The sequence below is a fragment of the Micromonospora sp. NPDC048871 genome (assembly GCF_043198155.1).
In the GTDB taxonomy this organism is placed as follows: Bacteria; Actinomycetota; Actinomycetes; order Mycobacteriales; family Micromonosporaceae; genus Micromonospora.
Genome location: NZ_JBICUM010000001.1, coordinates 273,925 through 297,764, shown reverse-complemented (window position 1 = coordinate 297,764; position 23,840 = coordinate 273,925). Strand labels below are relative to the sequence as shown.

The window sequence follows — 23,840 nt, the reverse complement described above, 5'->3', positions numbered from 1 at the left end:
TCCTCGCTCGATCGCGGCTCGCTTGTTGGCGGTGAAACGGTGTTCCTACGGGTTGCCGCGCTGTTCGCGGCGTTGGTGTCTGCCGCGGGCCAACTCGGTGGCCAACGCGTCCAGGCGCTGATCCCAGAACTGTCGGAAGCGCTCCAGCCAGACGTCGATTTCCCGTAGAGGCGCCGCCTCCACGCTGTAGAGGCGGCGCGTGCCGTCTGGGCGGACGGTGACGAACCCCGACTCCCTCAGCACTCGCAGGTGTTGCGACACCGCAGGTGGCGAGATGCCGAACTCGGCCCGGATGACCTCGCTGACGGAGCCGGCAGCCTGTTCGCCGTCGGCGAGCAGTTCCAGTATCCGGCGTCTCACCGGGTCGCCGAGGATGTCGAACGCGTGCACGATCGAACTATTTCAGCTTCAGGTTAATTAAGTCAATGCTGAATCTATCGTGTCGGTGTCACCTGCTCCTGGCTGGTGTGGCGGGCAGCGGGAACCTCACGCCGGTCAGGTCTTCGGAGATCAGCCAGAGGCGGCGGGCGGTGGCGGCGTCCCGGGCGGCCTTGGAGCGGCCGACCAGCTTCGGTGCGCCACGTCCCTGCAGCAGCCCACCGGGGCCGGCGTAACTGCCACTCGGGAGGTCGGCGACGGCCGCGTACAGGGTGGGCAGCGCGCCGTCCTCCTCGCTCTGGGCCAGGAAGTGACCGCAATCGTGTGCACCAGACGCCTCCGCAGGGGGTCACCGTCGAGGTGCCCGAGCAGGTTGGTGGCCGCCAGGCCGGGGTGGGCGGCGAGGGCGCGCACCGGTGACGCGACCTCGGTGAGTCGGCGTTGCAACTCGGCGGTGAAGAGCAGATTCGCCAACTTCGACTGGGCGTACGCCCGGAAGGCCCGGTAGGGCTTGCGCTCTCAGTTGAGGTCGTCGAAGTCGATCGCGCCGGCCCGGTGCCCGCTGGAGGAGACCGTGACCACCCGGCCGGTGATCTGCGGCAGCAGCAGGTTGGTCAGCGCGAAGTGCGCCAGGTGGTTGGTGCCGAGTTGAAGCTCGAAGCCGTCGGCGGTGCGGCCGAGGGGCGGGATCATCAGGCCGGCGTTGTTGATCAGCACATCGATCGGGTCGCTGAACCCCTCCGCGAAGGTACGCACCGAGGCGAGGTCGGCCAGGTCGAGTCGGCGTACGACGACATCGCCGGCCATGGTCGCGGCGGCGGCCTGCCCCTTCGCGGGGTCGCGGACGGCGAGCACGACGCGGGCGCCCTTGGCGGCGAGCGCGTGGGCGGCGGTGCGGCCGATGCCGCTGTTTCCGCCGGTGATGACGACGGTCCGGCTGTTCATGGCGGGGATGTGGCCAGTCGTGAATGTGTTCATGGAAAACAATGTATGCAGTGGCAACAATGATGTCAGCGACTACATTCCGTTAGAGTGGAGCCCATGTCCGGGTACCACCACGGGAACCTCCGTGCGGCACTGCTCGCCGCCGCCGAGCGCAGCCTGCGCCAACACGGCGCGGAGCAGCTCTCCCTGCGCGAGCTGGCCCGGGAGGCAGGGGTCAGCCACGCCGCGCCGCGCCGGCACTTCGCCGACCGCCAGGCGTTGCTGGACGCGCTCGCGGAGGCCGGTTTCGCCCGACTGGACACGGAGCTGCGCGCGGCGCTCGCCGTCGCCGGGCCGGAGTTCGAACCTCGCCTACACGGTGTGGCAACGGCCTACCTGCGGTTCGCCACCGAGGACGCCGCGCTGCTGGATCTGATGTTCGCCGGCAAACACCGCGAAGGCGCCGACCGGCTCGTCGCCGCCGCGGCGGCGGCGTTCGGGTTGCTGAACGATTTGATCGTGCAGGGGCAGGAGCAGGGCGTACTCGCCCCCGGCGACCCGCAGCAGGTGGGCATCGTGCTGTTCGCGACCCTCCACGGCATCGCCACGCTGACCAACGGCAACCTGGTCCCGCCGGACCTGGTCGACGGTCTCGTGCCGACAGCCGTCGACCAGTTCATCCGAGGATCGCGACCCGACTAGTCAGTCGGCGGCCGCGCCAGCTGTGGATCCCGGGACCTACCTCACCGTCGAAAGGCTGCCACCCAGGTGAGCGCTCGGTCGACATCCGCTCGGGTCCGTCCGATCGCAGGATCGACCGACACAAGGAGGGTGGGGGCCAACCTTGAGTTCTGGGGGCAGCCTGGTGCTGACCCTGACACCTGACCGGGATCAGGTTGTCAGCTCATCGACCTGGCCTGCTCCTCAAGCCGCTCCAGGAGTTGCCGAGAGCCTTCAACGGCCTGGAATTCCTCCACATGCCTGCGCTTGTCTTCCTCCGTGGTGAAGCGTGCCTTCAAGGTCACCTGCGTCGTGTCGCCGGTCCCCACCATGTCGAAAACAGACTGGAAGGCGGCCAAGCCGAATTCGGCTGAGCCCACGTTGGTGTAGACGAGCTGCCGGTAGGGTTCGACGGAATCGAAGACGTACACATTCTGGTAGTCAGTCCCGTCGGGCCCGTGCATCGTCACGTCGAAACGTCCGCCCTCGTGGACATCGAGTTCCTTGACGGTGCTGCGGAAGCCTGCCGGGCCCCACCATCTCGCGATCTTCTCGGAGTCGTTCCAGGCATCCCAGACGTTGGCGACAGGTGCCGCTATCTCCCTGGTCGCGACGATTGTGTAAGAGTCATCCACTCCGCTTCTCCCGTTCAGTGAAGGGCCCCGAGCGCCCTGGGACGTCGAGCGGGCATCGTTCAGGCGCATCGCGCAATACCCGGGTGCGGTGAAACGACTTCGAGATCATGCGCTCGCCTTCATTGGCCGCAGCCAAAGTATCCGACAGGAGAGTCACCGATCGGAGCGTAGGCGCGCGGAATTTCGATGGTGCGGCCGAGTGCCGATCGGTGAGGATCTCAGGATGTCCGTTCCCGCTCGTCAGATCCGCGCCCTCTTCGCAACCGACACCATCACCGTCTACCAGGCGTATCCTCCGCAGATTGCGGTGCCGGCGGTGGTGGCCGGCCGTTTCGTGGCCCCCTTCAAGCGGGAGCGGATGACGTGGATCAAGCCGTCCTTCCTGTGGATGATGTACCGCTGTGGCTGGGCCACCAAGTCGGGGCAGGAACGGGTACTGGCCATCGAGATCACGCGGGAAGGATTCGAGTGGGCGCTCGCCCGGGCCTGCCTGAGCCACTACGACCGGGACCTGCACGGTGACCAGGCGACCTGGTCACGGCAGCTGAAGACCAGTCCGGTGCGGGTGCAGTGGGATCCGGAACGGTCCCTGCGTCTTCAGCCGCTGCCGTACCGGTCGCTACAGGTCGGCCTCTCCGGCGAAGCGGTCGACAGGTACGTCGACGACTGGATCGTCGCCGTCACCGACATCACCCCCACCGTGCACCGGGTTCGGGACCTGCTGCGCGGCGACGACCGGGCGGCCGTCGTTCACCTGCCGGTCGAGCAGGTCTACCCGATCCCGGATCAGATCGCCGCCAGCCTCAACGCCAGCCCGTACGTCCCCATCGGTGCCTGAGCGGCATGGACCGTGACGGCCGTCCCTGCCGGTGTTGGCCGGCTTGTCCCGTCTCCGCCTACCGAACGGGTTCCAGAATGATCACCGGGATCTTGCGGGTGGTCTTGCGCTCGTAGTCGGCGAAGATGGGGTACGCGGTCTTCTGCGCGTTCCAGATCCGCTCCCGCTCCTCCTCGGTGGCCACCCGGGCGACCAGCTCGACCGTGTCGGTGCCGATCTCCGCCTGGACCCGGGGCTGAGCGAGCAGGTTGTGGTACCAGTCGGGATTGGTGGGCGCCCCGGCCTTGGAGGCGAACACCGCGTAGCCGCCGTCCACCTTCTGATAAGTCATCGGGTTGACGCGGGGCTGGCCGCTCCGGGCGCCGACCGTGTGCAACAGCAGTAGCGGCTCACCGGCGAAGTGGCCGCCCACCTGCCCGCCGTTGGCGCGGAACTCCGCGATGACCTTGTCGTTCCAGTCACTCATGTCTTCTCCCCGCCTTGCGCGATCCTGGCTGGACAGTCCACCCATTCTGCACTCTTGCCGGGCCCAGAGGGCGGTCGAGCGCCGGGCCTTCACGAGAGCTTCGACGCCTTGTCAGCGGCACGGACCTCGCCCGCGAGGTGGAACGGGAGATCTATCTGCCCGTCGGCGAGGCCGGTGCCCAGGCCCTCGTCAGGTACAGCGAGGACCAGCTCGCCACGATCCTCGACTTCCTGACCACCGCCCGCCAGGTGCAGGAAACCCAGATTGCCCGGGTGAACGGAAGCCCCGCACCACCGTCGGACCGCTGATCGGCACAGCGCCGGTGGTCAGGCCACCAGCAGGCGGAGGCCGAGTTCCGCCGCGTCGAGGGCGAGAATCTCCCGGTTGCGCTCCGCCCACCGGCCGGAAGCCAGGTCTTCGCGGAGGGTCTCGACCGCCCGTCGCTGCGCCTGCGGGCCGACCCTGGTCCATACCGACACCGCCCCACGGACCCGCTCGTCCAGGTACGCCTCAGGCCGGCGCCAGTGTGCCTCGAAGAAGCCGTCCGCACAGTCCCACGGGATGAGCACCGGCTCGATGTGGGCCCCGATCGCGCCGGCCACCTGGTCCACCGGCGGACGGTCGGCCACCAGGTCGGCGACCTCGGGCAGGTAGTCGCGGGTCAGCCAGAACCGGTGACGCCAGCCGGTGTCACTGGCGTCATGGGTGAACACCACCACCCGGCGGGCCACCCGCCGCATCTCGCGCAGCCCGGCGATCGGGTCGTGCCAGTGGTGAATGGTGCTGAAGGCCATCGCGGCGTCGAAGGACTGGTCCTCGAAGGGCAGGCTTTCCGCAGCGGCTGCCACACACGGTGCCGCCCCGGGGGGACGCTGGGCCCGCATGACCGCCGACGGTTCCACCGCCGTCACCTCACGGTCGGGCGGTTCATAGGAGCCGGTGCCCGCCCCGACGTTCAGGACCGTCCGCGCGTCACCCAGCGCCGCCCAGACCCGCGCGGCGATCCGGGGCTCGGTGCGCCGAGTCGCGGGGTACGCCGACCCGATGACGTCGTACAGCCGGGCTCCGAAGGCTTTCAGCGGCTCCTGCGGGGTCGTACCGATGCCCATCGCCCGCGCCGCCAACTCCCGGTCGATGGCCGCCACCATGGCGGCGGCCCGGTCCTGCCGGTCCACCAGCAGGCCACGCAACCGGCGCAGGTGGGCGACCGGGTCGGTGGCCGGGTCGCCCACCAGATCGGCGATCTCCCGCAACCCGAAACCCAGCCGCCGGTACGCGAGCACCTCCCGGAGCCGCTCCACATCGGCTGCGGAGTACGCCCGGTGCCCCGAGATGGTCCGGGCGGACGGCACCAGCAGGCCGACCTCGTCATAGTGATGCAGGGTGCGGACGCTGACGCCGGTCAACCGCGCCACCCGCCCGACGGTCAGTAGCTCATCCACACCATCGACTATGTGACCTGACGCCACGTTAGGAGCAAGGGCTCCGCTGTCGGTCTGATCGGGCTACGCCTCGGCCCAGACGCCCAGTTCGTTTCCGCTCGGATCGGTGAAGTGGAAGCGCCGACCGCCGGGGAAGTCGTACGGCCCCGCCACCACCACGCCACCGGCATTCTCGACCGCCTCGACGCTCTGCTCCAGGTCGGCCGAGTAGAGCAGCACCAGTGGACCTCCGCCCGTGCGTGCCCGCTGGTCCTGGCGCAGGCCGCCCACCTCAGAGCCGGACCCGCCCTGGATGCCGGCGTACGCCGGGCCGTAGTCGGTGAACTGCCAGCCGAACGCATCGGCGTAGAAACGCTTGGCGTCGGCCAGGTCGGTGACCGTCAGCTCGATGTAGTCGATGGAATGGTGCCGGTGCGAGGTTGGCGGCGACATGCCCACCATTCTTCAGGCGGGGTACGACGTTCAGCGGTCAGCCCACGGGGCCGATCTGCTTGGCGAGGTCGACGAAGGACTGCCACGACGCCGGCGTGAGGTGCAGGGTGCCGCCTGCAGACGGTGGGTGCGCTGATGGGGCGGCGGGTGATTCCCCACGTGGCGATGCGTCCGCTCTGGCAGTGCCGCAACTGCGGCGCGGAGTGGCCCTGTCAGCCGGCCCGGCTGGCCCTGCTGATGGAGTACCGGAAGGACCGGCTCGGATTGCTGCTCTACCTGGGTGGGCTGATGGTCCAGGCCCGGGACCAACTCTCCCAACTGAACCCCGAGCACACCCCGGATCTGTACGACCGCTTTCTCGGCTGGGCGCGGCGCCGCGACCGGAGGTGAGCGGTGGTCGGTTTGTCGGGGCAGGGGATCGGGGTACGAGCGGAGCGGCCCATTGACGGTCTTCGGCTAGGCCGGTAGACCTTGGTGATGGAGGCGCGCGGATGAGGAGAGCTCCGCTCACGCTGGAACAACTGCGGGTCGCCGTCGCCGAGGGCGAGATCGACACGGTGGCCCTGGCGCTCGTCGACATGCAGGGGCGTTTGCAGGGCAAACGGTTCCACGCCCCGTACTTCCTCGATCAGGTGGTGGCCCACGGCAGCGAGGGGTGCAACTACCTGCTGGCCGTGGACGTCGACATGAACACGGTCGACGGGTACGCGATGTCGAGCTGGGAACGCGGGTACGGCGACTTCGTGATGAAGCCGGACTTCGACACCCTGCGCCGGGTGCCCTGGCAGCCCGGCACCGCCATGCTCCTGGCCGACCTGGAGTGGCCCGACGGGGCCGGTCCGGTTGTCGCCTCGCCCCGGCAGATCCTGCGCGGTCAACTGGACCGCCTGGCCGCGCACGGGCTGACCGCGTACGCCGGCACGGAGTTGGAGTTTGTGCTGTTCCGTGACTCGTACGAGCAGGCGCTGGCGCGGGGCTACCGGGACCTGACCCCGGCCAACCAGTACAACGTGGACTATTCGCTGCTGGGTACCGCCCGGGTCGAGCCGCTGCTGCGGCGCATCCGCAACCAGATGGCCGGGGCCGGGCTGACCCCGGAGAGCGCCAAGGGCGAGTGCAACCTGGGCCAGCACGAGATCGCCTTCCGGTACGACGAGGCGGTGGCCTGCGCCGACCACCATGTGATCTACAAGAACGGGGCCAAGGAGATCGCCGCCCAGGAGGGCATGTCGATCACCTTCATGGCCAAGGCGAACGCCCGGGAGGGCAACTCCTGCCACATCCACTTCTCGCTGCGGGACGCCTCCGGCGGCTCGGCGATGCTCGGCGACGGCCCGGCGTACCTGAGTGTCACCGGGCAGCGGGTGCTGGCCGGGCTGCTCGCCACCATGCGTGAGCTGAGCCTGTTCTTCGCCCCGAACATCAACTCCTACAAGCGGTACCAGCCGGGCTCGTTCGCCCCGACCGCCCTGCGCTGGGGTACGGACAATCGCACCTGCGCCCTGCGGCTGGTGGGGCACGGCCAGGGGATGCGGGTGGAGAACCGGGTGCCCGGTGCCGACGTGAACCCCTATCTGGCGATCGCGGCGCTGGTGGCGGGGGCGGTGCACGGCATCGAGCAGGAGTTGGACCTGGAGCAGGAGTGCACCGGCAACGCCTACGACGACGCCGATGCCGAGCGGGTCCCCGGCACCCTGCGCGACGCCCTCACCCTCTGGGAGTCCTCCACCGTGGCCCGCGAAGCCTTCGGCGCCGAGGTGGTGGCCCACTACGCCAACATGGCCCGCGTCGAACTGTCCGCCTTCGACGCCGCCGTCACTGACTGGGAACTCGCCCGTGGCTTCGAACGCCTCTGACCCGCCCCTTCTTCTCTCCGCCGCGATCTTGCACTTGTGGTCGCTGATTTGCAGTGGTTAGCGGCTTTTGTCCCGACCAAAAGTGCAAGATCGACGGGGCGGGCGAGGGCGGGCGAGGGCGGGTTAGGGAGAGGGAGGGGTAGGCGTGGGGGTGGTTTGGGATCCGGCGCGGGGGGTGGTGTTGGGGGAGGTTGCGCAGTGTTCGGTGGGGGAGGTGGATGCGGCGGTTGAGCGGGCGGTGCGGGCCTTCGAGGGGTGGCGGGGGGTGGCGCCGGGGGAGCGGGGGCGGATTCTTCGGCGGTTCGCAGCGGTGGTGGATGCGCATCTGGAGGAGCTTGCGGGGCTGGAGGTGCGCAATGCCGGGCACACCATCGGCAATGCTCGCTGGGAGGCGGGCAATGTGCGGGACGTGCTCGACTACTACGCCGGTGCCCCGGAGCGGCTGACCGGGCGGCAGATCCCGGTGCCGGGTGGGCTCGATGTCACCTTCCACGAGCCGCTGGGGGTGGTCGGGGTGATCGTGCCGTGGAACTTCCCGATGCCCATCGCCGCCTGGGGCTTCGCCCCGGCCCTGGCCGCCGGCAACACGGTCGTGCTCAAGCCCGCCGAGTGGACCCCGTTGACCGCGCTGCGGCTGGCCGATTTGGCACTGGAGGCGGGCCTGCCCGAGGGGGTGTTCACCGTACTGCCCGGTCGGGGTGAGGTGGTCGGCGAACGGTTCGTCACCCACCCCGCCGTACGCAAGATCGTCTTTACCGGTTCCACCGAGGTCGGCACCAGGATCATGGCCGGTTGTGCGGCCCAGGTGAAGCGGCTGACCCTGGAGCTGGGCGGCAAGTCCGCGAACGTGATCTTCGCCGACGCGGACCTGGAACGGGCGGCGGCCACCGCGCCGTACGCCGTCTTCGACAACGCCGGCCAGGACTGCTGCGCCCGCTCCCGGCTGCTGGTGCAGCGGTCGGTCCACGACCGCTTCCTCGAACTGCTCGAACCGGCGGTACGGGCCTTCCGGGTCGGTGACCCGGCCGCCGAGGACACCGAGATGGGCCCCCTGGTCTCGGCGGGACACCGGGACCGGGTCGCCGGGCATGTCGAGGGCGCCCGGGTCGCCTTCACCGGCGGATGCCCCAGCGGCCCCGGCTACTGGTACCCCCCGACGGTGCTGTTCGCCGACTCGCCGGCCGACCCGCACTGGCGGGCGGAGATCTTCGGTCCGGTGGTCTCCGTGCTCCCCTTCGACGACGAGGCGGAGGCGATCCGGCTGGCCAACGACACCGAGTACGGCCTGTCCGGCTCGATCTGGACCCGGGAGGTGGGCCGGGCGTTGCGGGTGGCCCGGGGGATCGAGGCCGGCAACCTCAGCGTCAACTCGCACTCCTCGGTGCGGTACTGGACCCCCTTCGGCGGGATGAAGCGTTCCGGGCTGGGGCGGGAGTTGGGACCGGACGCCCTGCACGCCTTCACCGAGGTCAAGAACGTGTTCATCAGTACGGAGGAGTGAGTATGCCGGGACGCTTGCAGGATCGGGTCGCCGTGGTCACCGGAGCGGCCAGCGGGATCGGGCTGGCCACGGTACGCCGGTTCGCCGCCGAGGGGGCGAAGGTGGTCTGTGTCGACATCGACGCCGAGGCCGGTAGCCGGGCCGCCGAGGAGGTCGACGGCAGCTTCGTGGCGGCCGACGTGGCCGACGAGGCGGCGGTGCGGGCCCTCTTCGACGGAGTGGTCGAGCGGTACGGTCGGGTGGACATCGCCTTCAACAACGCCGGCATCTCCCCGCCGGAGGACGACTCGATCCTGGAGACCGGCCTCCAGGCATGGGAACGGGTGCTGCGGGTCAACACCACGAGCGTCTACCTCTGCTGCAAGTACGTGATCCCGCACATGCGTCGGCAGGGCCGGGGGTCGATCATCAACACGGCCTCCTTCGTGGCCCTGATGGGTGCGGCGACCTCGCAGATCGCCTACACCGCCAGCAAGGGCGGGGTGCTGGCGCTGACCCGGGAGTTGGGCGTGCAGTTCGCCCGGGAGGGCATCCGGGTCAACGCCCTGTGCCCCGGGCCGGTGGCCACCCCCCTGCTGCGGGAACTGTTCGCGGCCGACCCGGAACGCGCCGCCCGTCGGCTGGTGCACGTGCCGATGGGGCGTTTCGGCGAGCCCAGCGAGATCGCCGCCGCGGTGGCCTTCCTGGCCAGCGACGACGCCTCGTTCATGACCGCCGCCCAGTTCGTGGTCGACGGCGGGATCACCGGAGCGTACGTCACCCCGCTGTGATCTCCCCGGTGCCGACGGTGATCGGTCCCGGTGGTGTCGGAGGTGCGACGACGCTCCGCAGCGTCCAATGGCTCTGATGCGTTACGTTGCTGGTCCTTCGGGGTAGAAGCGGAACGCGGCAGGATGATCGGAGCGCATGTGGACGGCCGGGAGGCTGCATGAACTCGGCCCAGGGGGGTGTGGGGGGCGGGAGTCATCCGTCCGGTACGGACGGCGGGATCCCGCCTCTGCTCGCGGCGGCCTTCGCCGGTGGCGGCGAGATGGGCAGGCTGCTACGTGACCATGACTGGTCGGCCAGCCCGCTGGGCGGCCCGCACCAGTGGCCGGACACGCTGCACAACGCCCTGAGCACCATGCTCGCCTCCAAGGCCCAGATCGTCGTGTTCTGGGGCGAGGAACTGCGCGCCTTCTACAACGACGCCTACCGGCCGACCATCGGCGACAAGCATCCCGCCGTGCTCGGGCAACCGGCCCGGGAGCACTGGGCGGAGACCTGGGAGGTGCTGGGGCCGCTGCTGGCCGGGGTGCTGCGCGACGGCGAGGCGTACCAGGCACAGGACCACCACTTCCTGCTCAACCGGCACGGCTTCGTCGAGGACGTCTACTTCGACGTCTCCTACGACCCGATCCGCGGCGCGGACGGGGCGATCCACGGCGTGCTGTGCATCTGTAGTGAGACCACCGGCCGGGTGCTCGGTGAGCGGCGGCTGCGGACCCTGGCCGAACTCGGGTCGGAACTGGCCGACCCGGGCAGCATCGAGGATCTCGGTCGGGCCGTCACCGCCGTACTCGACCGGCATCGGGCCGACGTACCCTTCGGGCTGCTCTATCTCGACGCCGGCGACGGGCGCCTGCAACAGGCCGGGGTAGCCGGGTTGGACGACGCACCCCTGGACCCACCCAGCCGGCTGGTCGAGGTGGCGAAGACCGGGGTCGCCGCCACGGTGCCCACCGTCGACCTGCTCGGCCGGGTGCCCGCCGGGGCCGCCGACCAGATGGTGGTGCTGCCCATCAGTGCGACGAACGAGCCCGCCGGGGTGCTGGTGCTCGGGGTGGCCCGCCGGCTGCCCTTCACCGACGACTACCTGGACTTCTTCGAGTTGGTGGCCGCCCAGATCTCGCGGGCGGCCGGCAAACAGCGGGCGTACGAGCAGGAGCGGGCCCGCGCCGCCGAACTGGCCGCCCTGGACCTGGCCAAGACCAACTTCTTCGCCAATGTCAGCCACGAGTTCCGTACCCCGCTGACCCTGGTGCTGGGGCCGCTGGAGGAGATGCTCGCCGATCCGGCGTTGCCCTCGGCGTACACCCAGCGGCTCACCATGATGCACCGCAACGGACTGCGCCTGCTGAAGCTGGTCAACACCGTGCTGGACTTCTCCCGGCTGGAGTCCGGTCGGCTGGCCGCCCACTACGAGCCGACCGACCTGGCCGACTACACCAGCCGGTTGGTCAGCACCTTCCGGTCGGCCACCGAGCGCACCGGCATCCGCCTGGTGGTGGACTGTCCGCCGTTGGCCGAGCCGGTCTACGTCGACCAGGACATGTGGGAGAAGGTCGTCCTCAACCTGGTCTCCAACGCGGTGAAGTTCACCTTCGAGGGCGAGATCCAGGTCCGGGTCCGGGCGGTCGACGGGGTGGCCCGCCTGGAGGTCAGCGACACCGGTGTGGGCATCCACCCGGATGAACTGCCGCACGTCTTCGAGCGCTTCCACCGGGTGCCGGGAGTGCGCTCCCGCAGCCACGAGGGCACCGGGATCGGGCTGGCCCTGGTCCGCGAGTTGGCCGAGATGCACGGCGGGCAGGTCAGCGCGAGCAGCCAGGTGGACAAGGGCAGCACCTTCGCGGTCACCATCCCGTTCGGCACCGCCCACCTGCCCGCCGACCGGGTGGCCGAGACCGAGGACGCCGAGCGGGAGCCGCGTCAGGCCCCCCTCTTCGAGGCCGAGTCGGCGCGGTGGACCAGTGACACCACCCCCACCCTCCCGGCACCGGCCACCGTCGAACCCCAGGGCCGCATCCTGGTCGTCGACGACAACCCCGACCTGCGCGAACATGTGGCCCGGCTGCTCGCGACCTGGGAGGTGACGACGGCCGCCGACGGTGTCGAGGCCCTGCGGCTGGCCACCGAGGTCACCTTCGACCTGGTGCTCACCGACGTGATGATGCCCCGGATGGACGGATTCGGCCTGGTCGCCGCCCTGCGGGCGGACCCCCGCACCCGGTACGTCCCGATCGTCCTGCTCTCCGCCCGGGCCGGCTCGGCGGAGGAGGTGGCCGGGCTGTCGGTCGGGGCGGACGACTACCTGACCAAGCCCTTCTCCGGGCAGGAGTTGATCGCCCGGGTCCGCGCCAATGTGGAACTGGGCCAGTTGCGTGGCCAGATCATCCGAGGGTTGCGGGCCCTCGCCGACGCCGCGGTGGCGGTGAACACCGCCCGCTCCACGGCCGAGGTGCTCCAGGTCGCGGCCCGGCACGCCCTCAGCCTCGCCGAGGCCGTCCGGGTGGTGGTCGACGCCGGCGGGGCACGGTACGAGGCCGACGGCGGGGGTGCCGCCCCGACCGAGCCCTCCTTCGTACTGCCGTTGACCGGAGCCGCCAACCGGCAACTGGGGGAACTGCGGGTGTGGCGGCCCTCCGTGGACGGCGTCGGCACGGACGAGGCCGCCCTGACCCAACTGGCCCGGCTGGTCGGGGTACGACTGGAGAACGCCCAGCTCTACGAGGCCGAGCACCGTATCGCCACCACCCTGCAGCACAGCCTGCTGCCCCGTACCCTGCCGCACCTGCCCGGCACGGTGGTGGCCAGCCGGTACCTGCCCGGCAGCGCCGATGTCGAGGTCGGCGGCGACTGGTACGACGTGGTCGCCCGGGACGAGGACGAACTGGTCCTGGTGATCGGTGACGTGGTCGGCAAGGGGGTACCGGCCGCGGCGGCGATGGGCCAACTGCGTAACGCGCTGCGGGCGTACGTCCTGGAGGGTTTCGATCCGGGGGAGTCGCTGACCCGGCTGAACCGGCTGGTGGACTCCACCGAGTCGCGTACCTTCGCCACGGTCTTCTGTCTCTGGTTCAGCCCCCGCACCGGTCAGGTGCGCTACGCCAACGCCGGGCATCCCTCCCCGCTGATCATCCGGGGCGGGGAGGTGGAGTTCCTGCACGACCGGGCGCTAGGGCCCCCGATCGGGGCCATCCCCGGTGCCGGGTACGAGACGGTCTCCGGTGAACTGCGGGCCGGTGAGCGGCTGCTGCTCTACACCGACGGGCTGATCGAGGATCGGCACGTCGCCATCGACCTGGCCCTGGCCCAACTGCGGGCCGACGCCGCCCGACCGGGCGAACACGTCGCGGACCTGGTGGACGCGGTGGTTGAGCGGGTCGCCGACCGGCCGCGCCGGGACGATGTGGCCGTGCTCGCTCTGGAGGCGACCGAACTGAACCGGTTCGCCCTGCGGTTGCCGGCCGACCCGACCCGGCTGAGTGTGCTGCGTAAGCGGCTGGAGGACTTCCTGGTCGGGCACAAGGTCAGCGAGAACGACCTGTTCGACCTGACCGTCGCGGTCTCCGAGGCGGCGGCGAACGCGATCGAGCATCCGGTCGACCCGGTGGAGCCGGTGATCGAGATCACCGTGTCGGTGGAGAACCGGGAGGTCGTGGCGACCGTGCGGGACACCGGCCAGTGGCGCGAGTCGACCGGGGCGGGTTTCCGGGGCCGGGGACTGTCCCTGATCCGGGCCCTGGGTGAGCTGTCGGTAGAGCACACCCCGAACGGCACCCAGGTCACCCTGCGCCGACGGTTGACCGACTGAGCGGTGGGGCTGTCCGGCCGGTCAGCCTGGGGTGAGCCAGGGCTGGCCGCTCAGGCCGGCGATCTCCAGCACCCGGGTCACCTGGCGGGAGGGCAACACCCTCAGGGCCTGCGGGTAGTGGCCGGCGAGCCGGACCACCGCATGGATGGCCGCCGAGTCGAAGAAGGTGACCGCCCGCAGGTCCAGGGTCATCCGCCCGGCCGGCTCCCGCAGCGCGGTCTGGAGCATGGTGTCGGCGGTCGCCATGTCCACCTCGCCGGTGACCACCACCATGAGGTGATCACCGTCGGTCTCCGCCACGGCGGAGAAGACGGGAGGTGTGCCCCCTTGATCCACGCTGACACCTTGACACAGCCGAACTGGTGTGGCAACAACTCATGGCCCTGGACGGTGGTGGGGGTCACCGAGCGCGCGGCGATAGGCTTGCGGGCATGACCGTCCGTGCGCCGCTGACCCCAGGCAGGCTCTCCCCGTGGCGGCCGGTACCCGCCCACATCACCCGGCCCGAGTACGTCGGTAAGAAGGCACCCCAGCCCTGGCAGGGCTCCCACGTGCAGACCCCGGAGACCATCGAGAAGATGCGGATCGCCGGCCGGATCGCCGCCCAGGCGGTGCAGCTAGCCGGGGAGCACTGCAAGCCCGGAGTCACCACCGACGAGATCGACCGGGTGGTGCACGAGTTCCTCGTCGACAACGACGCCTACCCCTCGACCCTGGGCTACCGGGGCTTCCCGAAGTCCTGCTGCACCAGCCTCAACGAGGTGATCTGCCACGGCATCCCCGACTCCACCGTGCTGGCCGACGGCGACATCATCAATGTCGACGTCACCGCGTACATCGGCGGGGTGCACGGCGACACGGACGCCACCTTCTGCGTCGGTGAGGTCAGCGAGGAGGCTCGACTGCTGGTCGAGCGGACCCACGAGGCGATGATGCGGGGCATCCGGGCGGTCGCCCCGGGCCGCCAGATCAACGTCATCGGTCGGGTCATCGAGTCGTACGCGAAGCGGTTCGGTTACGGGGTGGTCCGCGACTTCACCGGTCACGGCATCGGTGAGGCCTTCCACAGCGGGCTGTACGTCCCGCACTACGACAGTCCCCGGCCCACCGACGTGATGGAGCCGGGCATGACCTTCACCATCGAGCCGATGATCACTCTCGGCACCCACCAGTACGACCTCTGGGAGGACGGCTGGACGGTGGTCACCAAGGATCGCAAGTGGACCGCCCAATTCGAGCACACCATCCTGGTGACCGAGGATGGTCACGAGATCCTGACCCTGCCGTGACCGAGACCCCGGCGGCGTTGAGGGAGTCGCATCACGCGGACGTCTCCGGCGGCTGGCTACGGCCGGCCGTGTTCGGGGCGATGGACGGACTGGTCACCAACATCGCCCTGATCGCGGGCGTCGGCGGCGGCGGGGTGTCGCCGCGCAACATCGTGCTGACCGGCACCGCCGGTCTGGTGGCCGGCGCGATCTCGATGGCCCTGGGTGAGTACACCAGCGTCCGGTCCGCCAACGAGCAGATCGCCGCCGAGGTGGCCAAGGAACGTCGCGAACTGGAACGCCATCCCGAGGCCGAGGCCAAGGAACTGGCCGACATCTGGGTGGGCCGAGGCCTGCCGCCCGAGTTGGCCCAGCAGATGGCCGAGGCGATCCGCCAAAACCCGGAGATCGCCCTGCGGGTGCACGTACAGGAGGAACTGGGCGTCAACCCGGACGAACAGCCCAACCCCTGGACGGCCGCCTTCTCCTCCTTCCTCTGCTTCTCCGTCGGCGCGCTGGTGCCGCTGCTGCCGTACCTGCTCGGTGCGACCAGCCTGGCCCTGGCCCTGGTGGTCGGCGGGTTGGGTCTGTTCATCGCCGGTGCGGTCGTCGCCCGGTTCACCGCCCGCCGCTGGTGGACCGGCGGCCTGCGCCAACTGCTCCTGGGCGCCGCCGCAGCAGCCGCCACCTACGCCATCGGCGCCCTGATCGGCGTCCAAGGCGGCCTGGGCTAACCCCTCCTTCCCTCCCCATCCCGCCCTCGTCGCACCCGCCCCGCGCGCCCTGCCCCCGCCGATCTTGCACTTTGTGTCGGGGAATAAGCCGCGAAAGCCGCATTTCGGCGACCAAAAGTGCAAGATCGGCGCGAAAAGGGCGCTGCGGGGTGGCGCGGCAGCGCGAGGGGGTGGGGGTTAGGGGGTGGGGGTTAGGCGGAAGATGCGGATCTGGCGGTCGCCGGCTCGTTCCACGTAGGCCTGGTAGGCGGGCCATTCGTCGAGGAGCAGTTGCCACAGGCGGTCGCGTTCGGCGCCGGTGGCCAACTCGGCGCGTACCGGGATGCGGCGTCCCGCCACGTCGACCTCGGCCTCGGGGTTGGCCAGCAGGTTGAGCGACCAGGCCGGTTGTTGCTTCTGCCCCCAGTTGGAACCGATCACCACGTACCCCGTGCCGTCGGGTATGTACAGCAGGGGGTTGCTGCGGGGCTTGCCGGAGCGGCGGCCGGTCGTCGTGATCACCAGGGACGGTACGAGCCCGAGCGCCACCACCCGGCCCCGGGTCAGTCGCCCGACGATTCGGTCGGCGGGGACGAGCAGGCGCATGGCGGCACCGAACCAGCGGTACCGCCCGAGTCGGCGGGCCAGGGAACCCAGTGTGGACATCCGCACAGTGTGCCGTACTTCAGTCCAGCCGTCGTTCCACCGGTAGTCGGGAACGGGTGAACAGGGCCGCCCCGAGCATCGCCACCAGCGGCACCACCACCAGTACGCCCAGGGTGAGCCAGGGGACGACGAACGGATAGGGCGGCTCGATCGGCCAGGCCTGCGCGTACTGCCGGTTGGTGAAGAACAGGATGATCAACGCAGCGCCGAGGCCGGCGATGATGCCCAGCAGGGAACCCAGCACGGCGATCACGCCGGCCTGACACAGGGAGAGCAGTCGGCGTACGCCTGGACTGGCGCCGACCGCGGCGAGGGTGGACAGGTCGGCGCGGCCCTCGGCCGCAGCCAGGCCGGTGGCTATTCCGGCGGCCCCCACCGTCACCACCGCGGAGACCCCGGCCAGCAGGAGCAGCATCCCTACGGTGCCGCTGTGCCGGCTGTCGTCCGGGGTCTCCACGCTGAGGGGCCCGAGTGGACGGATCGCGGCGGTGAACTGCTCGTGGCGGTCTCGATCGGTCGTCCCGTCCATCGCCCAGCCGGCGTGGCGGGTGACCACCCCCAGCCGGTCGGCCACCGCCTGCGAGAGCAGGACCCAGTCGCTGTCGAGGTCGTTGTCCACGGCGTGGCCGGGAACGATCACCGACCGGGTGTGGCCGCTCAGCGAGCCATCGGAGCTCTCCTGGTAGCGCAGCTCCACGTGGCCGTCCAGCAGGTACCGGGGGTCGGTCACCACCACCCCGCCGGCCCGCAGCACCGCAGTGGCCGCGGCCGTCTCCTCCGCCCCGGTGCCGGTGAGGATCGGCAACGCCGCACCGTCGTCCACGGCGACCTGGAAGTACGGGCCGTAGTAGGCGTCCGGGGGGCCCTGGCAGCGGTCGTCGGCCCGGGCCCGACGCTGGTCGGCTTCGCTCAGGGTCTGCTCCGTCTGCCAGGGGCAGGCACGCTCGGCCGGCAGCACCGGGCTGAACTGACACTCCTCGTGTTCGGGCAGGCAGCCGGCCGTGACCAGCGGGGCGACCGTCCGGGCGCCGAGGTGCTCCCGGGCCGGTCCGGTGATCTCGGCGCGGGTGGGCGGGGAGGGGGTCTCGGGCCATTGGTCGACCCAGACCAGGATGCTGCCCTCCGGCAGCATCGGCCGGAACCGCTCCTCGTCGCGGGCCTGTTCACTGGCGAGGAAGAGACCCAGGGCGACACTGCCGGCGACAGCGGCCATCACCGCGGAGATGGCCGGGGCGGCAGAGGAACGGTTGCGGCTGGCGTCCCGTAGCGCGATCCGGGGGGCGAGCGGCAGGAACCGGCCGGCCCGGGCCACCATTCCGACCAGTGTCGGGGTGGCGAAGACCAGCCCGAGTTCACCGAGCAGCAGCCCGGCCAGGATGATCGCCTGTGAGGTCAGCACCGCACCGAGGGCGGCCACGCCCACCCCGCCGACGGACAGCAGTACCCCGATGACCAGCCAACGGCGTGGACGCGCCGGCGGGGTTCCCCGGCCGGCCAGCCCGGCCACCACGTCCTGTCGGGCGGCCGTCCAGGCCGGGGCCAGTGCCGCCAGCACCCCGGCGAGTACCGCCACCAGCCCGATCACGACCAGGGCAGCGGGCCAGACCCGGTACCCCCCGAAACGGTGCTGGACGATGAACTCCTCGACCAACGGGCGGGTGGCGAAGGCCACGGCCACCCCGAGGGCGATGCCGATCGCGGCGCCGATGCAGCCGAGGATCACCCCGTCGGCGAGCACCACCCGACGGAGCTGGGCGGCATCACCCCCGGCCACCGAGACCAGCGCCAGGTCCCGCCGCCGTCGGCGTACCCCGACGGCGAAGGCCGGGCCGACCAGCAGCACCACCTCCAGCAGACCCAGCCCGGCGACCAGCAGGCCGCTACCGATCTCCTCGCCTGACGTGGCCAGGTCGAACCGTCCGTCGGCGACGACGGTGGGCGGCGTCGCGGTGATACGGGCGGTGACCACGACCCCCTGCTCATTGAGCTGGCGGAACAACTCGGCGGTCATCGGGGTGGGCAGGTCCACCAGGAAGTTCGGGTCGGCGCCCCCCGCGGTCGTCGGTGACCCGGTGGGATGCAGGGCGACCCCGGGGCTCAACTGTCCGGGGAACTCGACCACTCCGACGACGGTCCAGCTGCGGCTGTTGTTGCCGGCGGCGATCTGGTCACCGAGGTCGAGGTCGAGTTGACGCCGGGTGGCCGGGTTCACCGCGACCTCGTCGGCAGCGGCCGGAACCCGACCGGCGTGCACCCGGGCCAGTCCGTGCCCCAGCGGGTCGGTCAGGTCGACCACGGTGGCGTTCAGATGATCGCGGACCCGGTCACCGTCGCGGACGGGGAAGGGCACCCAGTGGGTGATCGGCAGGACCCGGCTGCCGGCGGGCAGCAGCGCGGCCACCTGGTCCGCGCTGACCTTCGCCAGGGCCTCGCTCTCCTCGACCTCTTCGCCGGCCGGCCACCAGTCGTTGCCGTCGGCGCTCTGTCTGATCGGGACGCGGCTGACCACCCGCAGTTGGGCGTCCGCGTCGGCCAGGGTGCGGTCCAGCCTCTCGGCGGGAGTCAGCCGCGACATGTCCACGCTGACCGCTACGAAGGTGAGCGCCAGCACCGGCAAAATGATCATGCCGAGCACCAGGGCGGTCCGCCCACGTGCCCGTCTCGTCTCCCGGCGGGCGATGCGCAGGGCGGTCCGCCACGACCCGATGAACTCCGCCGTCCGCGCCTTGCCGAGCCTCGAGTCGACCTGGTCGCTCACCGGCCGCTGCCGGAGAGCAGGGCCTCGATGCCGACCAGCGGGGCGGTCGAGTCGACCGCCACACCGTCGCGCAGGAACACCACCCGGTCCGCCCAGCCGGCGTGTCGGGCCTCATGGGTGACCAGCACCCCGGCGGCGCCCGCGTCGACCCGGCGGCGCAGCAGCCGCAGCACGGCCTCCCCGGTCTGTGAGTCCAACGCCCCGGTCGGCTCGTCGGCGAGGACCAGGCGGCGCTCACCGACCAGCGCGCGGGCGATGGCCAACCGCTGCTGCTGGCCGCCGGAGAGCTGATCCGGAAAGCGGTCGCCCAACTCCGTCATGCCCACCTCGGTCAGGGCTTCCAGCGCCAATCGACGAGCCCGACGTACCCCCGTACCGTCCAGTTCCAGGGGGAGTGCGACATTCTCCACCGCGGTCAGGCTGCCGATCAGGTTGAGGTTCTGGAAGATGTAGCCGATCCGGCGGCGCCGCAGTCGCGCCAGGCCGCTGCGATCCAGCGCGTGCAGCGGCTGGCCCTCCACCCGCACCTCACCGGAGGTCGGGCTGTCCAGCCCGCCGGCCAGGGTGAGCAGGGTGGACTTGCCGGAGCCGGAGGGGCCCATCACGGCGACCAGTTCGCCGGGTCGGACGACCAGACTGACTCCGCGTAGCGCGTACACGGCGGCCGGACCGGTGCCGTGGGTGCGGTGCACCTCCCGCAGCTCCAGCACGGCCTCGGTGGCGTCATCCCCGCCGGATCCGCCGTCCACCGGCGGGACACCCTGGTCGGAAAGGGTGGGTCTCGGGTCGTTCGCCGCACTCACCGTCGGGCCTCCTCACCCGTGTGGCCCACCGCCTCCGAGTGGGACGCTGGGCCGGAGACCGGGGGGCGGTGCCGGGCCAGGCTGGTCTCGCAGTGGTCGAGCCAGCGCACCTCGGCTTCGGCCTGGAACATCATCGCGTCGAGCACCAGTCGCCAGGGCAGATCCTCCGGCCGGTCGCTGGCGTATTTCAACCGGGTCAACTCCTGGAGGGTACGCATGGTGGCGGTGCGTTGGTTCTGCACCACGGCGCGGACGTCGACCCCCGGTGTGGTCAACGCCAGGGCCAGCTTGATCGCCAGCTCGTCACGGGGGCGGTCGGTGCGGCTGATCGGGGTGGCGAACCACAGCGCCAGGTCCGCCCGCCCGGCGTCGGTGATCTCGTACGGCCGCTGTCCGGTCTCGCTCTCCGGCAGGGATCTGACGAGTCCGTCGCGCTCCAGCCTCGACAGGGTCGTGTAGACCTGACCGATGTTCAGCGGCCAGGTAGACCCGGTCGACTCCTCGAACGCCGCCCGGAGTTGGTAGCCGTACATCTGGCCGCGTTCGAGCAGGGCGAGCAGGCCGTGGCGGATGGACATGTAGCGGAGTATGCATACCAGGTATGCCGGACCGCAACCGCAAAGCCGCCCCGACCACTACGGATGTTCATATTTTCGCCCCCGGGCGGGGTCGGTTCAGCCGGGACGGCCGGGAAAGGCCACCGTCACCGGGGTGATCCCGGCCGCCCGCCGCCAGCGGGTCGCCCGCACCGAGTAGTCGATCAGGGCGGTCAGGGCCCGGTCCCGTTGCTCTCCCGTGCTGGCCGGCAGCACCGCCCGCCAGAAGGCCGCAGCGCGCTCCTCCACCTCGACCGCCAGCCGCAGGGCGCTGGCCCGGTCGGTCACCGGGAAGGGCAGGGCGTAACCGGGTCGGTCCGGTGGGACAGCCCCGCCGCCGGTGGTCAACTGCATGATCAGGGCGTCGCGTCGGCCGCGGTGGGCGGCCTCCGCCTCGACGGCGGCCTTGCGTTCGGCGTCGGCCAGCCGTACCCCGATCGGGCCGTACGCCCAGATCGCGGCGTATTCGGCGGCCAGCGCGGCGACCAGGGGGTCCTCGGTGCCGGTGGGTGCGGTCACTTGAGCGCCTCCAGGTGGGTGGCCCGCGCGGCGGCGATCGAGCCGAGCAGGGCGGCCCGCTCGGCCGGGGCGGCGGCGCAGGCTGCGGTCGCCGAGTCCCGGCCGGACCGTTCGGCCTTGCGCAGCGCGGACAGGGCGGCTGCCCGGTCCGCCGGAGGCTCGGGTGACGGTGGTGCGGCCGATCCGGACGGCGCGGCCGACGGAAGGGCCGTACCGGTCAGTCGGGCCAGTTCGTCGGCGTGGGCCTCGTGGGTCTCGGCCAGGGGGACCAGCCGGGCGGCCAGGTCGGGATGGGCCTCGGCGGTGGTGCGGAGCCCGGCCGCTAGGCGCAACGACTCCTCGATCAGGGGGGCCAGGGGGTCCGGCCGTGGCGGGTCCTCGCGGTCCAGGAGGCCGCAGCCGGTCAGCGGGGCGGCGGCTGCGCCGAGCACCAGCAAGGCCCCCGCCCGCAGCACGGTGCGCCGGGGAGGCGGGGAGGATCCCTCCCGCCGAGTCGTTCTGCCCATCACCACCGGACAAGTCAACACCATCGACACGGTCGGTGTACGGCGGTGGGCGTCGGTGCGCCGCTCGGGTCCTCCTCCGGTGGGCGCGTTACGCTCTGCGCAGCCACCGGCGCGTCCGCACCGGTGGCGTGCCGGCATGGCAGTCGGCGAGCAGTGAAAGGGTCGGACAGATGACGCAGCGTGGCCGTGCCACCAGAACGACGGGACGACCCCGTGGCGGCGGCCCGGCTCCGCGAGGCGGCCAGGGTCCCCGAGGAGACCTCGCCGCCCGTCGGGAGCGACTGCGTGCGGTGATCGCACCGGTCGTCGACGGCGCCGGCTACGACCTGGAGGACCTGTCCGTGTCCCGGGCCGGTCGACGACACGTGGTTCGGGTGATCGTCGACGCGGACGGCGGGATCAACCTGGACGCGGTGGCGGAGATCTCCCGGGCGGTCTCGGCGGCGCTGGACGCGGCCGAGGAGACCGGCGGTGACATCGTCGCCGGGGAGTACCAGCTTGAGGTCAGCTCACCGGGGGTGGACCGGCCGTTGACCCTGCCCCGGCACTGGCGGCGCAACATCGGCCGGTTGGTCCGGGTGACCGTCCGAGGGGCGGGGGAATCCAGCGACCGGCAGGTCACCGGCCGGGTGGTGGCCGCGGACGAGGAGTCCGTGGAGTTGGAGGTCGACGGCGAGGGGGCCTCGTGGCCGTACGCCGACCTCGGCCCGGGGCGGGTGCAGATCGAGTTCAGCCGCCTGGACGAACTGCCCGATTCAGAAGACGTCGACGACGATGACGATGACGATGACGATGTGGAGGACGAGGAGAGGTGAATATCGACCTCGCGGCGCTGCGCGCACTCGAGCGCGAGCGGGAGATCCCGTTCGACACGATCCTCGCGGCGATCGAGACCGCACTGCTGACCGCGTACCGGCACACCGAGGGTGCCCAGTCGCACGCTCGGGTGGAGATCGACCGCAAGAGCGGCGCGGCCCTGGTCTACGCCCAGGAGATGGACCCGGAGGGTGGCGTCGCCCGGGAGTGGGACGACACCCCGCACGACTTCGGTCGGATCGCCGCCATGACCGCCAAGCAGGTGATCCTCCAGCGGTTGCGGGAGGCCACCGACGAGGTGCACTTCGGTGAGTACGTCGGCCGTGACGGCGACCTGGTGACCGGGGTGGTCCAGGCGCACGAGGCGCGGGCCGAGAAGGGCATCGTCACGGTCGACCTGGGCAAGCTGGAAGGTGTCCTGCCGCAGTCGGAGCAGGTGCCCGGGGAGCGGTACGCCCACGGCGAGCGGATCCGGTGCGTGGTGGTGCACGTGTCCAAGGGGATGCGCGGCCCGCAGATCACCCTGTCGCGTACCCATCCGAACCTGGTGAAGAAGCTGTTCGCCCTGGAGGTGCCGGAGATCGCCGACGGCACGGTGGAGATCAGCGCGATCGCCCGTGAGGCAGGTCACCGTACGAAGATCGCGGTGCGTTCCGCCGTGTCCGGTGTCAACGCCAAGGGCGCCTGCATCGGCCCGATGGGCCAGCGGGTCCGGGCGGTGATGAGCGAGCTGCACGGCGAGAAGATCGACATCATCGACTGGTCGGAGGATCCGGCCACCTTCGTCGGCAACGCCCTCTCCCCGGCCAAGGCCCTGCGGGTGGAGGTGGTCGACCTGGCGAACCGGGCGGCCCGGGTCACCGTTCCGGATTTCCAGTTGTCGCTCGCCATCGGGCGGGAAGGGCAGAACGCCCGGCTTGCTGCCCGCTTGACCGGATGGCGGATCGACATCCGGTCCGACGCCGAGCAGAGTGGCTCTGCCGGCCGCCCCGGAGCCGATCAGGTCCGGGAACCGGGCGGCGCGGTCTCGGGCAGCTAGGGGTAGACTTCCACCAGTGGCACGACGCGCGCGGCCGGAGCGCACCTGTGTGGGTTGCCGACGGCGTGCGCCGGCCAATGAGTTACTGCGGATCGTCGCGATCGATGACGAGGCTGGCTACAGCCTCCGGCCCGATCCGACCCGCAGACTGCCGGGTCGGGGAGCGAACATGCACCCGGATCCGGCCTGCTTCGCGCAGGCAGTGCGGCGCCGCGCCTTCGGGCGTGCGCTGCGCCTCGCCGGGGCTCCCGATGACGGAGCCCTCGCGGAGTACCTGACGCGTCAACCACCACGTCCGGTCACCCGACCGGGCGAGGGTCGCTAGCAAGGTAGGACGACCAGCATGAGCACACGATGAAGTCCCAGAAATGACCAGGCTTCAAGTGCA

General features: G+C 70.8%; 26 protein-coding genes. 13 read left to right on the top strand and 13 right to left on the bottom strand.

Going from position 1 to position 23,840, the window contains the following annotated elements; all coding sequences use genetic code 11:
- Positions 1-45: 45 nt before the first annotated feature.
- A complete protein-coding gene (locus ACGFIK_RS01405; protein WP_327022211.1) occupies positions 46-390 on the bottom strand; it encodes a metalloregulator ArsR/SmtB family transcription factor in 345 nt (114 codons plus the stop codon).
- A 507-nt stretch (positions 391-897) separates the two neighbouring features.
- On the bottom strand, positions 898-1,356 hold the full coding sequence (locus ACGFIK_RS01400) for an SDR family NAD(P)-dependent oxidoreductase (protein ID WP_327022210.1): 459 nt from the start codon (positions 1,354-1,356) through the stop codon (positions 898-900).
- 63 nt (positions 1,357-1,419) lie between these two features.
- Here ACGFIK_RS01400 and ACGFIK_RS01395 point away from each other — a divergent pair, with 63 nt between their 5' ends.
- A complete protein-coding gene (locus tag ACGFIK_RS01395; protein WP_327022209.1) occupies positions 1,420-2,004 on the top strand; it encodes a TetR/AcrR family transcriptional regulator in 585 nt (194 codons plus the stop codon).
- A 197-nt stretch (positions 2,005-2,201) separates the two neighbouring features.
- On the opposite strand, the gene ACGFIK_RS01390 is transcribed toward ACGFIK_RS01395, so the two are convergent.
- Positions 2,202-2,657 (bottom strand): SRPBCC domain-containing protein, encoded by a 456-nt coding sequence (locus tag ACGFIK_RS01390; protein WP_327022208.1) that lies wholly within the window; start codon positions 2,655-2,657, stop codon positions 2,202-2,204.
- A 223-nt stretch (positions 2,658-2,880) separates the two neighbouring features.
- Here ACGFIK_RS01390 and ACGFIK_RS01385 point away from each other — a divergent pair, with 223 nt between their 5' ends.
- Positions 2,881-3,495: a DUF4291 domain-containing protein gene (locus ACGFIK_RS01385; protein WP_327022207.1), complete on the top strand. Its 615-nt coding sequence runs from the start codon at positions 2,881-2,883 to the stop codon at positions 3,493-3,495.
- A 58-nt stretch (positions 3,496-3,553) separates the two neighbouring features.
- Here ACGFIK_RS01385 and ACGFIK_RS01380 read toward each other — a convergent pair whose 3' ends face one another.
- The gene (locus tag ACGFIK_RS01380) at positions 3,554-3,961 is read right to left on the bottom strand and encodes a nitroreductase family deazaflavin-dependent oxidoreductase (protein ID WP_327022206.1); all 408 of its coding nucleotides are present in this window, start codon (positions 3,959-3,961) and stop codon (positions 3,554-3,556) included.
- A gap of 137 nt (positions 3,962-4,098) precedes the next feature.
- On the opposite strand from ACGFIK_RS01380, the gene ACGFIK_RS01375 reads away from it, so the two are divergent.
- Positions 4,099-4,269: a hypothetical protein gene (locus ACGFIK_RS01375; RefSeq protein WP_327022205.1), complete on the top strand. Its 171-nt coding sequence runs from the start codon at positions 4,099-4,101 to the stop codon at positions 4,267-4,269.
- Positions 4,270-4,287: 18 nt separating this feature from the next.
- On the opposite strand, the gene ACGFIK_RS01370 is transcribed toward ACGFIK_RS01375, so the two are convergent.
- Positions 4,288-5,403 (bottom strand): MerR family transcriptional regulator, encoded by a 1,116-nt coding sequence (locus tag ACGFIK_RS01370; protein ID WP_327022204.1) that lies wholly within the window; start codon positions 5,401-5,403, stop codon positions 4,288-4,290.
- 63 nt (positions 5,404-5,466) lie between these two features.
- Entirely contained in the window at positions 5,467-5,835 is a 369-nt protein-coding gene (locus ACGFIK_RS01365) for a VOC family protein (RefSeq protein WP_327022203.1), read from the bottom strand.
- Between the two features lie 135 nt (positions 5,836-5,970).
- On the opposite strand from ACGFIK_RS01365, the gene ACGFIK_RS01360 reads away from it, so the two are divergent.
- The 5 genes from ACGFIK_RS01360 to ACGFIK_RS01340 all read left to right on the top strand — a co-directional run bounded on the left by ACGFIK_RS01360 (position 5,971) and on the right by ACGFIK_RS01340 (position 13,768).
- The gene (locus ACGFIK_RS01360) at positions 5,971-6,225 is read left to right on the top strand and encodes a flavin reductase (protein WP_327022202.1); all 255 of its coding nucleotides are present in this window, start codon (positions 5,971-5,973) and stop codon (positions 6,223-6,225) included.
- 101 nt (positions 6,226-6,326) lie between these two features.
- Positions 6,327-7,691, top strand: a complete 1,365-nt coding sequence (locus ACGFIK_RS01355; protein WP_327022201.1) for a glutamine synthetase family protein — start codon at positions 6,327-6,329, stop codon at positions 7,689-7,691.
- Between the two features lie 151 nt (positions 7,692-7,842).
- A complete protein-coding gene (locus ACGFIK_RS01350; protein WP_327027228.1) occupies positions 7,843-9,192 on the top strand; it encodes an aldehyde dehydrogenase family protein in 1,350 nt (449 codons plus the stop codon).
- 2 nt (positions 9,193-9,194) lie between these two features.
- Positions 9,195-9,962, top strand: coding sequence for a 3-oxoacyl-ACP reductase (locus tag ACGFIK_RS01345; protein ID WP_327022200.1), 768 nt, complete (start codon positions 9,195-9,197; stop codon positions 9,960-9,962).
- A gap of 158 nt (positions 9,963-10,120) precedes the next feature.
- Positions 10,121-13,768: a SpoIIE family protein phosphatase gene (locus ACGFIK_RS01340; protein WP_327022199.1), complete on the top strand. Its 3,648-nt coding sequence runs from the start codon at positions 10,121-10,123 to the stop codon at positions 13,766-13,768.
- A 21-nt stretch (positions 13,769-13,789) separates the two neighbouring features.
- On the opposite strand, the gene ACGFIK_RS01335 is transcribed toward ACGFIK_RS01340, so the two are convergent.
- Complete coding sequence (locus ACGFIK_RS01335; protein WP_327022198.1) at positions 13,790-14,104, bottom strand: STAS domain-containing protein; 315 nt, start codon at positions 14,102-14,104, stop codon at positions 13,790-13,792.
- A gap of 95 nt (positions 14,105-14,199) precedes the next feature.
- On the opposite strand from ACGFIK_RS01335, the gene map reads away from it, so the two are divergent.
- Complete coding sequence (gene map / locus ACGFIK_RS01330) at positions 14,200-15,057, top strand: type I methionyl aminopeptidase (RefSeq protein ID WP_327022197.1); 858 nt, start codon at positions 14,200-14,202, stop codon at positions 15,055-15,057.
- Positions 15,054-15,770 carry a VIT1/CCC1 transporter family protein gene (locus tag ACGFIK_RS01325; RefSeq protein WP_327022196.1) on the top strand — a complete coding sequence of 239 codons (717 nt, stop codon included), beginning with the start codon at positions 15,054-15,056 and terminating at the stop codon, positions 15,768-15,770. Before map ends, ACGFIK_RS01325 begins: the two co-directional genes overlap by 4 nt.
- A gap of 177 nt (positions 15,771-15,947) precedes the next feature.
- Here ACGFIK_RS01325 and ACGFIK_RS01320 read toward each other — a convergent pair whose 3' ends face one another.
- The 6 genes from ACGFIK_RS01320 to ACGFIK_RS01295 form a co-directional block, all read right to left on the bottom strand.
- Positions 15,948-16,415 carry a nitroreductase family deazaflavin-dependent oxidoreductase gene (locus tag ACGFIK_RS01320; protein ID WP_327022195.1) on the bottom strand — a complete coding sequence of 156 codons (468 nt, stop codon included), beginning with the start codon at positions 16,413-16,415 and terminating at the stop codon, positions 15,948-15,950.
- Positions 16,416-16,434: 19 nt separating this feature from the next.
- Positions 16,435-19,173: an FtsX-like permease family protein gene (locus ACGFIK_RS01315; RefSeq protein ID WP_327022194.1), complete on the bottom strand. Its 2,739-nt coding sequence runs from the start codon at positions 19,171-19,173 to the stop codon at positions 16,435-16,437.
- Positions 19,170-19,922, bottom strand: coding sequence for an ABC transporter ATP-binding protein (locus ACGFIK_RS01310; RefSeq protein ID WP_327027226.1), 753 nt, complete (start codon positions 19,920-19,922; stop codon positions 19,170-19,172). Before ACGFIK_RS01310 ends, ACGFIK_RS01315 begins: the two co-directional genes overlap by 4 nt.
- A 50-nt stretch (positions 19,923-19,972) precedes the next feature.
- A complete protein-coding gene (locus ACGFIK_RS01305; protein WP_327022193.1) occupies positions 19,973-20,554 on the bottom strand; it encodes a PadR family transcriptional regulator in 582 nt (193 codons plus the stop codon).
- Positions 20,555-20,650: 96 nt separating this feature from the next.
- Positions 20,651-21,091 (bottom strand): ferritin-like domain-containing protein, encoded by a 441-nt coding sequence (locus ACGFIK_RS01300; protein ID WP_327022192.1) that lies wholly within the window; start codon positions 21,089-21,091, stop codon positions 20,651-20,653.
- Positions 21,088-21,546 (bottom strand): hypothetical protein, encoded by a 459-nt coding sequence (locus ACGFIK_RS01295; RefSeq protein WP_327027225.1) that lies wholly within the window; start codon positions 21,544-21,546, stop codon positions 21,088-21,090. Before ACGFIK_RS01295 ends, ACGFIK_RS01300 begins: the two co-directional genes overlap by 4 nt.
- Before the next feature lie 221 nt (positions 21,547-21,767).
- Between ACGFIK_RS01295 and rimP the strand changes: the two genes are divergently transcribed.
- Genes rimP through ACGFIK_RS01280 form a run of 3 tightly spaced genes read left to right on the top strand, consistent with a single transcriptional unit; the run spans position 21,768 to position 23,777 of the window.
- Positions 21,768-22,412, top strand: a complete 645-nt coding sequence (rimP, locus tag ACGFIK_RS01290) for a ribosome maturation factor RimP (RefSeq protein WP_327022191.1) — start codon at positions 21,768-21,770, stop codon at positions 22,410-22,412.
- The gene (nusA, locus tag ACGFIK_RS01285) at positions 22,409-23,452 is read left to right on the top strand and encodes a transcription termination factor NusA (RefSeq protein WP_327022190.1); all 1,044 of its coding nucleotides are present in this window, start codon (positions 22,409-22,411) and stop codon (positions 23,450-23,452) included. Before rimP ends, nusA begins: the two co-directional genes overlap by 4 nt.
- On the top strand, positions 23,385-23,777 hold the full coding sequence (locus ACGFIK_RS01280) for a YlxR family protein (protein WP_393337127.1): 393 nt from the start codon (positions 23,385-23,387) through the stop codon (positions 23,775-23,777). The genes nusA and ACGFIK_RS01280 overlap by 68 nt, the downstream gene beginning before the upstream one ends.
- Positions 23,778-23,840: the final 63 nt, after the last annotated feature.